This is a genomic window from Catalinimonas locisalis, assembly GCF_038039535.1.
In the GTDB taxonomy this organism is placed as follows: domain Bacteria; phylum Bacteroidota; class Bacteroidia; order Cytophagales; family Cyclobacteriaceae; genus Catalinimonas.
Genome location: NZ_JBBPHP010000081.1, coordinates 1 through 8162, shown reverse-complemented (window position 1 = coordinate 8162; position 8162 = coordinate 1). Strand labels below are relative to the sequence as shown.

Sequence of the window (8162 nt, the reverse complement as noted above, 5' to 3'; positions counted from 1 at the left end):
ATTATTGAGGGGAGAGTAAAATCATTAATGTGGGCAAGCATAATTAAAGGCATAGTATGAGTTGTGCAACAGTCACGGCGGTTTTTATCATGGAGTACAGGGGTGTAATACCACTTCCTCCAGCAATCATGATCAGGTGTTTTGAGTCTAAGCCGTTGGCCTGAAGACTAAAGCGCCCTGCTGCTTCACTCACGGTTAAGTAATCCCCTTTTTTGAGAGTATCTATTAACTTGCCGGATAGCAGGCCTCCGGCTACCCTTTTAATGGTTACCGCCGGCAACTCATCTGCTTCCGGTGATGATGAAAATGAATAAGATCTGCTGATCGTTTCACCTCTATGCTCTTGAAAAATATTGATGAACTGCCCCGAAGTGTATCCTTCAAAAGCAGGACTCGCTTCAAAATGAATGGTGATAGCGTCTTCTGTCTCATAGTCCACGCTATGTATTTTGACTTCATATGCCATAGTAATTGGGATTTAAGCTTGCACTACTTTTCCGCTTTCAGCATCGGTATACACTGAGGAGGTAAAAAGTAGCGCAGCAAAGGGAGTGAATATTAAATTTTGGCAGCTTTAAGTCTCAGGCTGTTGGCTACTACCGAAACTGAGCTAAATGCCATGGCAGCACCAGCTATCATTGGGTCTAACAGAAAACCATTTATGGGGTAAAGAATACCTGCTGCCAGCGGTATGCCTAGCAGATTATAAATAAAGGCCCAAAAAAGATTCTGACGAATTCCCAAGACAGTCTTACGTGAAAGTTGCAAGGCTTTGGGGATAGCGTTCAAATCCGAAGTAATCAGTGTCATTTTGGCAACATCCATTGCGATATCTGATCCTTTACCCATTGCTATACTCACATCGGCCTGCGCCAAAGCATGTGAATCGTTGATACCATCCCCTACCATAGCCACAACTTTGCCTTGTTGCTGAAGTTCTTTAACAAAGCTTGCCTTATCAGCGGGTAATACCTCAGCTTGATAATTTTTTAAACCCACCTGGCTGGCTACCGCAGCCGCTGTTTCTTTATTATCTCCGGTAAGCATATACACCTCAACACCTCTCTTCTGAAGCACTGCTATCGCTTCTCGGGAAGTAGCCTTAAGCCTGTCGGCTATGGCCATGATAGCCAGAACTTTACGACTATCCGTGAAATAGATGACAGTCTTTGCCTCTTTCTGCCATTGAGCCGCTTTCTCCAATAATACTTCATCAGTGTAGATGTTTTTTTCGGTAATCAGCTTTTTGTTTCCCACATAATAGCTTTCACTTTCACTGACTGCGGTTACTCCCTGGCCGGTTAGGCTCTCAAATGCACTGATGAGTATGGTCTGTATCTGATCTGCTTTGAGATAACGTACTACTGCTTCAGCCAAAGGATGCTCACTTTGTGCTTCCATGCTGAGCAGTATACTTTTATAGATATCCTGTTGGTAGTTTTCTAACCAGACCGCTGCTGTCACATCAGGTTTACCTTCGGTAATCGTTCCTGTCTTATCCAGGATAACTGCATTGACTTTATGGCCAAGTTCCAGACTCTCCGCATCTTTGATCAGGATGTTATTTTCAGCTCCTTTTCCCACACCCACCATGATGGCCGTGGGAGTTGCTAATCCGAGGGCACAGGGACAGGCAATGACCAGAACGGTCACTGAAGCCAGCAATGCATGGGTAAATGCATCTTCTCCACCTAATATCATCCAACTCACAAATGTGATAATGGAAATACCTAAAACAATAGGTACAAATATTCCAGCGATCTTATCGACCAGTTTCTGAACGGGTGCTTTACTTCCTTGTGCCTCCTGTACCATTTTGATGATGCTTGCCAGTACCGTGTCTCCTCCAACTTTCTGGGCAATCATCTTAAAGCTTCCTTTTTGATTGACTGTTCCGGCAAAAAGCTTATCACCCGCTGACTTTGATACTGCTATAGGTTCACCGCTAATCATACTCTCATCCACATATGACTGACCTTCTGCCACCTCTCCATCCACAGGTATCTTTTCACCGGGACGTACAACCAACACATATCCTTCTTTTACTGCTGAAACGGGAATTTCCACTTCCTCTCCTTCTATCCATGCTTTTACGGTTTTGGGCTGTAGCCCCATGAGCTTTTTGATGGCTGAAGAGGTATTGGATTTAGCTTTTTCTTCCAGCAGCTTGCCTAAAGAGATAAAGGTGATAATCACCACGGCTGCTTCATAATAGACATGGGCATGTATACCTCGGCTGTGCCAGAATTCAGGAAAGAAAGTATTGAATACACTGAATACAAAAGCAATGCCGGTACTTAAGGCCACCAACGTGTCCATATTGGCTTTACCATGACGGGTCTGCTTCCAGGCATTTACAAAAAAGTGATTGCCAAAGTAGAAAAGGACGACGGCGGAAAGTCCCATAGAGATCCATTTCCCTTCCTCCCATTCCATAAAAAACATGCCGATAATAAAAACGGGAAGTGTTAACACTGCCGACCAGACAAGCCTGTGTTTTAGGGACTGGTAATGCTTTGCCTGTAAATCTGCCTGAACCTGAGAGGGATCTTCAGCATCTATGATCAGGTCATACCCAATGGCTTGAACAGATTGTCGGAGATCAGCGACACTGGCCTGATTAGGATCATATTCCGCCCAGGCAGTTTGGGTTGCAAAGTTAACGCCTGCTTTTACCACCCCTGGGGTAGTGGCAAGCATAGATTCTACACTTACAGCACAGGCAGCACATGTCATGCCGGTTACAGGAAAACTTTGTTTTATAATGCTGTTCGCCTCTACCTTGAGAGGTACAGCTTGTATGGTTTCTGTTTTCATTTTAAAAAGTTAATTTTCCCAAAAGTAGGAGGCGGTGCTGCTTTGGGCTTTATACAATTTTGGGTTTGTGTTTCAGAGTTTTTAGCCCCTTTGAATGCTTGCTGATTTCTCTTTTCTGATAGCTCTTAATGCAGAAGGAGGCATACCTGTATTTTTCTTGAACTGTGCTGAAAGATGATAAGCACTGCTAAAACCTGTTTGGAAAGCAATTTTAGAAAGTGAAAAATCAGTATAGACAAGTAGTTCCTTGACTTTTTCTAATCTTTTGGAAATAAAGTATTGTTCTATCGTCCTACCTTCATAGCGAGAAAAGAATTCACCTATGGAATCGTAGTTTTTACTGAATTTTTGAGCTAGATAATCTGAGAGCTTAAGTGGTTTGAAACCATTTTCGGTAGCAGTTGTCCATTCATCAATGGCAACTTTTATATTTTCCAACAACTGCTCATTTCTATCAGAGATCAGTTCAAACCCCAGCTTCTTAAGGAGTTGGCCCACCTCTTCTTTTCTCTCTATTTCCACAGCTTTACTAAAAAGTACTTTGCCCAGTGTGATTTGCTGAACAGCATACCCTTTTTCTTTAAGTAAATCCTGTATGGTAGATATGCACCTATTGCATACCATTCCTTTGATATTGATTTCAGTAATAGTTTCCATCCCGAACTTGTTTTACACAAAGCTCAGCTGTTTAATGACAGTAAGTGTTATAAAATAACCTGATTGGTTTACAAGATTATATGATATTATCCAGAGGTTTTCTTAAGCTGGTCTGGCGGGATTCTTCAAATTCAGAAGGTGTAAGTCCGGTGATTTTTTTGAACTGGGAGGAGAGGTGCGCTACGCTACTATAACCTAATCGGTAAGCAATTTCTTTCACAGAGAACTCGTCATAGAAGAGATACTCTTTCGCTTTTTCAATTTTTTGTTTAATGATGTACTGTTCCAGAGTGATGCCTGTCACACTTGAAAAAAGGCTGCTCAAATAGTTATAGTCGTAATGAAGTTTCTCTGACAAATAAAGCGACCAGTTGATGTGCATTTCAAAATGTTCCTGACGATGAATAAGCTCAATGACAGTAGCTTTGATTTTTTCTAGCAGTTGGCTTTTTTTATCATCTATTCTTTCAAAGCCGTTTTTTGCTAATAATTCATCCAGTTGATTTCTTTGACCTTCGGTCAAGACCTCTTCTTCAATCTTTATTTCGCCAAGGCGGATAAATATTGGCTTCAAGCCTGCTTGCTGAAAAAGCTGATTTACCACCATGATACAGCGGTCACAAACCATATTCTTAATATATAAATCGGCCATTTCCTTTGGGGTGAAAACCTTTTTTGCAATTTAAAACTAATTAAACTCTCTATTAAGATAAGTATTCACAAAATTTTAAGAAAAGATTCAACCTTCCCATGAATCATAAATTTAAGTGTACTAGATTGACGTCATATCATAAACAACAACCTATGAAGCCCCTATTATCTTTCTTATTTCTAAGTGTTATTCTATTCCCGCTGGTGTTTTTTCATGCCAATGCACAAAACCAACTGACCAAAGGCAGACAACCTCAGGTTTCTGTAGATCCACAAGGTGTAATCCGAATCGTGTTTGGGATCAATGATTCCATTATGGTCATGAATTCTTCAGATCAGGGCAAGACATTCTCTGAACCTGCATTGGTAGGCCATCTTGAAGAAATGCATCTGGGTATGTCCAGGGGGCCTCAGATTGCCAGTTCAACTAACTATTCTATTGTCACTGCCATGGATAAAGAGGGAGACATTCATGCTTTTAGGCTTGAGCATGCTACTAATCAGTGGCAAAATGTTAATAACATTAATGATCTTACAGGCTCAGCACCTGAAGGTTTGATGAGTGTTGCTGCCGATGATCAGGATCATTTTTTTGCGGCCTGGCTTGATATCCGAAATGACGAGAAAAATAAAATCATGGTGGCCAGCAGCAAAGGAGGCGAGCAGTGGTCTAAAAATGTGATTGCCTATCAATCACCTGATGGAACAGTCTGCGAATGTTGTAAACCCAATATTACGGTGAAGGATCAGCAGGTATATGTAATGTTCAGAAACTGGCTGAATGGCAGCAGGGATATGTATCTGATGACATCTGATTCAGAAAAACTATCTTTCAACGCTCCTCAAAAACTTGGAGACGGAAGTTGGCCGCTGAAAGGCTGCCCCATGGATGGTGGAGGTATTTTTATTGACGCTCAGGATCAAGTACATACCATTTGGCAGCGAGAGGGCAAAATATTTTATGCTCAGCCGGGTAAAAATGAGGTACTAATAGGAGAAGGTAGATCAGCAAGTATTAGCGGAAACAAAAATCCTGTAATTGCCTGGCAGGATGGCGGAATGTTAAAGGCAAAATTTCTGTCTTCGGATAAGGTAATCCCGGTAGGAGAAGGAGCGTTTGTGGATGTAGTGATGCGGGGTGATAAAAATATCTTCAGCGTGTGGGAAAAGGAGGGTGAGATCTATACTAAGCATTTCCAATAAGATCCATCAATCAGTAACTATTAAAAAAGCAGATGAGTAGTTAAAAGTACCCATCTGCCTTTCTGTAAATAAGGTCTGTCTATTCTCCATCTTACAGTTGATCAATCACGGCTCTTAATTGCTCCTGTACCTCGGCTGCGATTTGCTCCAGATTAGGGTTCTCTACTGCCTGCATGGAAGCTTTAGGATCAACTGCTGAAACTTCCACTGACCCATCTTCCAACTCATGTACTATGACATTACAAGGAAGCATGGTCCCAATCTTATTTTCTGCCTGCAAGGCCTGGAAAGCAAAAGAAGGATTACAGGCTCCCAGAATTTTGTAAGGTCTGAGATCTTTGTCCAGCTTTTTCTTCATGGTAGCCTGTACATCAATTTCTGTCAATATCCCAAAGCCTTTTGTTTTCAGCACATCGGCTACTTTTTCCAAGGCTTGTTCAAAAGAGGTGTTTGATAATTTTTTACTGAAATAATAATTCATAATGTTCAAAGTTTAAAAAAGTTAAAAATCTATTTACTCATCTATCCATGAGCATTTCCATTCATTCAATGGTTAAAAAGTAAATTTACACATATCAGGGCTGCCAGTCTGTGATAACAGTTACATAAAGAAATTACTTTTTTATCAATATGGATTATGTAACTTGTTTGAGCTAACCTTAGTTTAGACATTGCTCTTCACTAGCTTGTGCTTTGAGGTAAAGTTTCCTTCATCATTTTCCAGGCTAATATTCCTGAAAATAAAGTAAGTAAACCAGCTGCATGTACTGCCCAAACCATCCCCAGCATGCCAGCAACTACTCCCGCCATCAAAGCACCTACCGCATAGCCTATGTCTCGCCAGAAGCGGTATACCCCTACAGAAGTAGCACGCCAGGATGGATGCGCTTCATCACCTACCGCAGCCAATAAAGCAGGGTAAACCATAGCCGTACCCATTCCAAGCAAAACTGATCCTATCAAACCCGTAACCAATGGAGAAGAAAGTCCAAAACCTATCACTGCATGGCCTATTGCCTGTATGATCATTCCCCACACAATGAAAGGTTTTCTGCCAAATTTATCAGACAAAGGCCCGGTGATGACCTGACCTACGCCCCACACTACCGGATATACTGCCTTGATCCAACCTATGCCTTCCAGCCCAACTCCAGCTGAAGCAAAAAGAAGCGGAAATACTCCCCACGACATGCCATCATTGAGGTTATTAACCAGACCAGCCTGTGAGACAGAAAATAAAGTTTTATTACGCCAACTCGTATTGGCAATTACCCATCCCACTTTAGGTTGAGAAGAATGATCTTCTTCAGTGTCAGCATGTAATTTAGCCTCCAACTGCGCATATTTCCTTGTGTCTTTAATAATGAATACCGAGATAAGTAAACCCAGCAAGGCATAAACAATTCCTATGTAAAAAGGCTCCGGCCTTAGCCCATAGGCGGATGCCATATAACCTGTGAGAAGTGCGGTAAGCCCAACCGCACCATATCCGGCGGCTTCATTTAGCCCCATGGCTAGTCCACGTTTATGAGGGCCTACCAGATCAATTTTCATATTGACCGTCATAGACCAGGCCAGTCCCTGGCTGATACCCAACAGGACATTGGCGATCACAATCCAGGACCAGCTAGGTCCCCAAGCCAGCATGAATGGGACAGGAAGTCCCACCAACCAGCCTGCTATCAGTATTTTCTTACGGGTATAACGATCAGCCAGTATACCAGAGGCAATGTTGGTAAAAGCTTTTACTACCCCAAAGGCAATGATGAAAGAGAAGATCACTGTCTCAGAACGTATTGCAAACTCTTCAGTACCCACCAACGGAACCACAGTTCGTTCCAGTCCAACCATGCCACCTACAAAGGCATTGACCAACACTAGCAGGGAGAATTGCTTCCAGTTTTCTTTTAAGCCCAGCTTTATTTCTTTCATTCAAATTATCCTATTCAAGAAAAATATTTTTGTGATTGACAGCTTCCAGTTAATAATATCCCGATAAGAACATTACCACAGGTATATAGAAATCATCAATGCTTTTAGTCTTTGTTTCATATTCGTCATTTTATTGATAAGCTAAATTTGAAAAACAAGCTAATCAACGTTTCAGATCTGCTCATTACTTAATTGATTTAAAAGTTCTTTCATTTTTTCATTATTGTAGTCGGCCATTCCCTGGTGCTCTACTACTATTTCTCCATCTTTTTTTATGATATATGTTGTGGGTAACACCCTGCTTTGCAATACAGATGGAAGGGGGCTCTTCAGTCTGTAAATAGGAAAATCAAATCCCTTACGCTGAGCAAAAGCAATGGCCTTACTGAAATCTTCATCCCTGGAGATCATCAAAAAGGCTACTTCATCAGTATCTGTCTGTTTATACAGTTCATTGATACCGGGCATCTCCGCAATACAGGGAGGACACCAGGTAGCCCAAAAATTGATAAACAGGACTTTGCCTTGCATTTGACTCAGCGTTGTCCGTTCACCACTGGCGGATTCTAATATCATATCTCCACTAAAAAACTCCATTTCAGATTTTTTTCGCTCATTAACCTCAGGTTTGATTAATCCTGTTGCTAACACTCCTTGCTGTAGCTTTCCGATTACTTCTTTGTGCCATCCGGAGAAGTAAAGAATGGAGATCACCCCGAGGATGACCATCCATTCTACCAATTTATGCTTGCGGATATTTATCATGATGCTACCTTTTCAACGGACTCTTTAAATTCTGCACTTGAAAAGTCTGCCATACCTGAGTGCGTGATGACGATTTCACCATTACCGTTTATGATGTAGGTTATGGGGATTCCTCTTATATCAAACTGACTGGGGAG

General features: G+C 41.7%; 8 protein-coding genes. 1 reads left to right on the top strand and 7 read right to left on the bottom strand.

The window, feature by feature from the left end:
- Positions 1-43: 43 nt before the first annotated feature.
- From WJR50_RS33710 to WJR50_RS33695, 4 genes are all read right to left on the bottom strand, one after another.
- Positions 44-466 carry an FAD-binding oxidoreductase gene (locus WJR50_RS33710; protein ID WP_341297727.1) on the bottom strand — a complete coding sequence of 141 codons (423 nt, stop codon included), beginning with the start codon at positions 464-466 and terminating at the stop codon, positions 44-46.
- Between the two features lie 92 nt (positions 467-558).
- The gene (locus WJR50_RS33705) at positions 559-2817 is read right to left on the bottom strand and encodes a heavy metal translocating P-type ATPase (RefSeq protein WP_341297726.1); all 2259 of its coding nucleotides are present in this window, start codon (positions 2815-2817) and stop codon (positions 559-561) included.
- An 81-nt stretch (positions 2818-2898) separates the two neighbouring features.
- The gene (locus WJR50_RS33700) at positions 2899-3474 is read right to left on the bottom strand and encodes a helix-turn-helix domain-containing protein (protein ID WP_341297725.1); all 576 of its coding nucleotides are present in this window, start codon (positions 3472-3474) and stop codon (positions 2899-2901) included.
- Between the two features lie 76 nt (positions 3475-3550).
- Complete coding sequence (locus WJR50_RS33695; protein WP_341297724.1) at positions 3551-4126, bottom strand: helix-turn-helix domain-containing protein; 576 nt, start codon at positions 4124-4126, stop codon at positions 3551-3553.
- A gap of 152 nt (positions 4127-4278) precedes the next feature.
- Here WJR50_RS33695 and WJR50_RS33690 point away from each other — a divergent pair, with 152 nt between their 5' ends.
- Positions 4279-5328, top strand: a complete 1050-nt coding sequence (locus WJR50_RS33690) for a hypothetical protein (RefSeq protein ID WP_341297723.1) — start codon at positions 4279-4281, stop codon at positions 5326-5328.
- Between the two features lie 91 nt (positions 5329-5419).
- Here the strand turns inward: WJR50_RS33690 and WJR50_RS33685 are convergent, their stop codons facing one another.
- From WJR50_RS33685 to WJR50_RS33675, 3 genes are all read right to left on the bottom strand, one after another.
- Positions 5420-5809 carry a DUF302 domain-containing protein gene (locus WJR50_RS33685; protein WP_341297722.1) on the bottom strand — a complete coding sequence of 130 codons (390 nt, stop codon included), beginning with the start codon at positions 5807-5809 and terminating at the stop codon, positions 5420-5422.
- Positions 5810-6009: 200 nt separating this feature from the next.
- Positions 6010-7260 carry an MFS transporter gene (locus WJR50_RS33680; protein ID WP_341297721.1) on the bottom strand — a complete coding sequence of 417 codons (1251 nt, stop codon included), beginning with the start codon at positions 7258-7260 and terminating at the stop codon, positions 6010-6012.
- Positions 7261-7431: 171 nt separating this feature from the next.
- Positions 7432-8025: a TlpA family protein disulfide reductase gene (locus WJR50_RS33675; RefSeq protein WP_341297720.1), complete on the bottom strand. Its 594-nt coding sequence runs from the start codon at positions 8023-8025 to the stop codon at positions 7432-7434.
- Between the last annotated feature and the right edge of the window lie 137 nt (positions 8026-8162).

Coding starts and splice junctions, on each gene's coding strand:
- WJR50_RS33710 (WP_341297727.1), bottom strand. CDS start 466: ATGGCATATGAAGTCAAAATACATAGCGTGGACTATGAGACAGAAGAC.
- WJR50_RS33705 (WP_341297726.1), bottom strand. CDS start 2,817: ATGAAAACAGAAACCATACAAGCTGTACCTCTCAAGGTAGAGGCGAAC.
- WJR50_RS33700 (WP_341297725.1), bottom strand. CDS start 3,474: ATGGAAACTATTACTGAAATCAATATCAAAGGAATGGTATGCAATAGG.
- WJR50_RS33695 (WP_341297724.1), bottom strand. CDS start 4,126: ATGGCCGATTTATATATTAAGAATATGGTTTGTGACCGCTGTATCATG.
- WJR50_RS33690 (WP_341297723.1), top strand. CDS start 4,279: ATGAAGCCCCTATTATCTTTCTTATTTCTAAGTGTTATTCTATTCCCG.
- WJR50_RS33685 (WP_341297722.1), bottom strand. CDS start 5,809: ATGAATTATTATTTCAGTAAAAAATTATCAAACACCTCTTTTGAACAA.
- WJR50_RS33680 (WP_341297721.1), bottom strand. CDS start 7,260: ATGAAAGAAATAAAGCTGGGCTTAAAAGAAAACTGGAAGCAATTCTCC.
- WJR50_RS33675 (WP_341297720.1), bottom strand. CDS start 8,025: ATGATAAATATCCGCAAGCATAAATTGGTAGAATGGATGGTCATCCTC.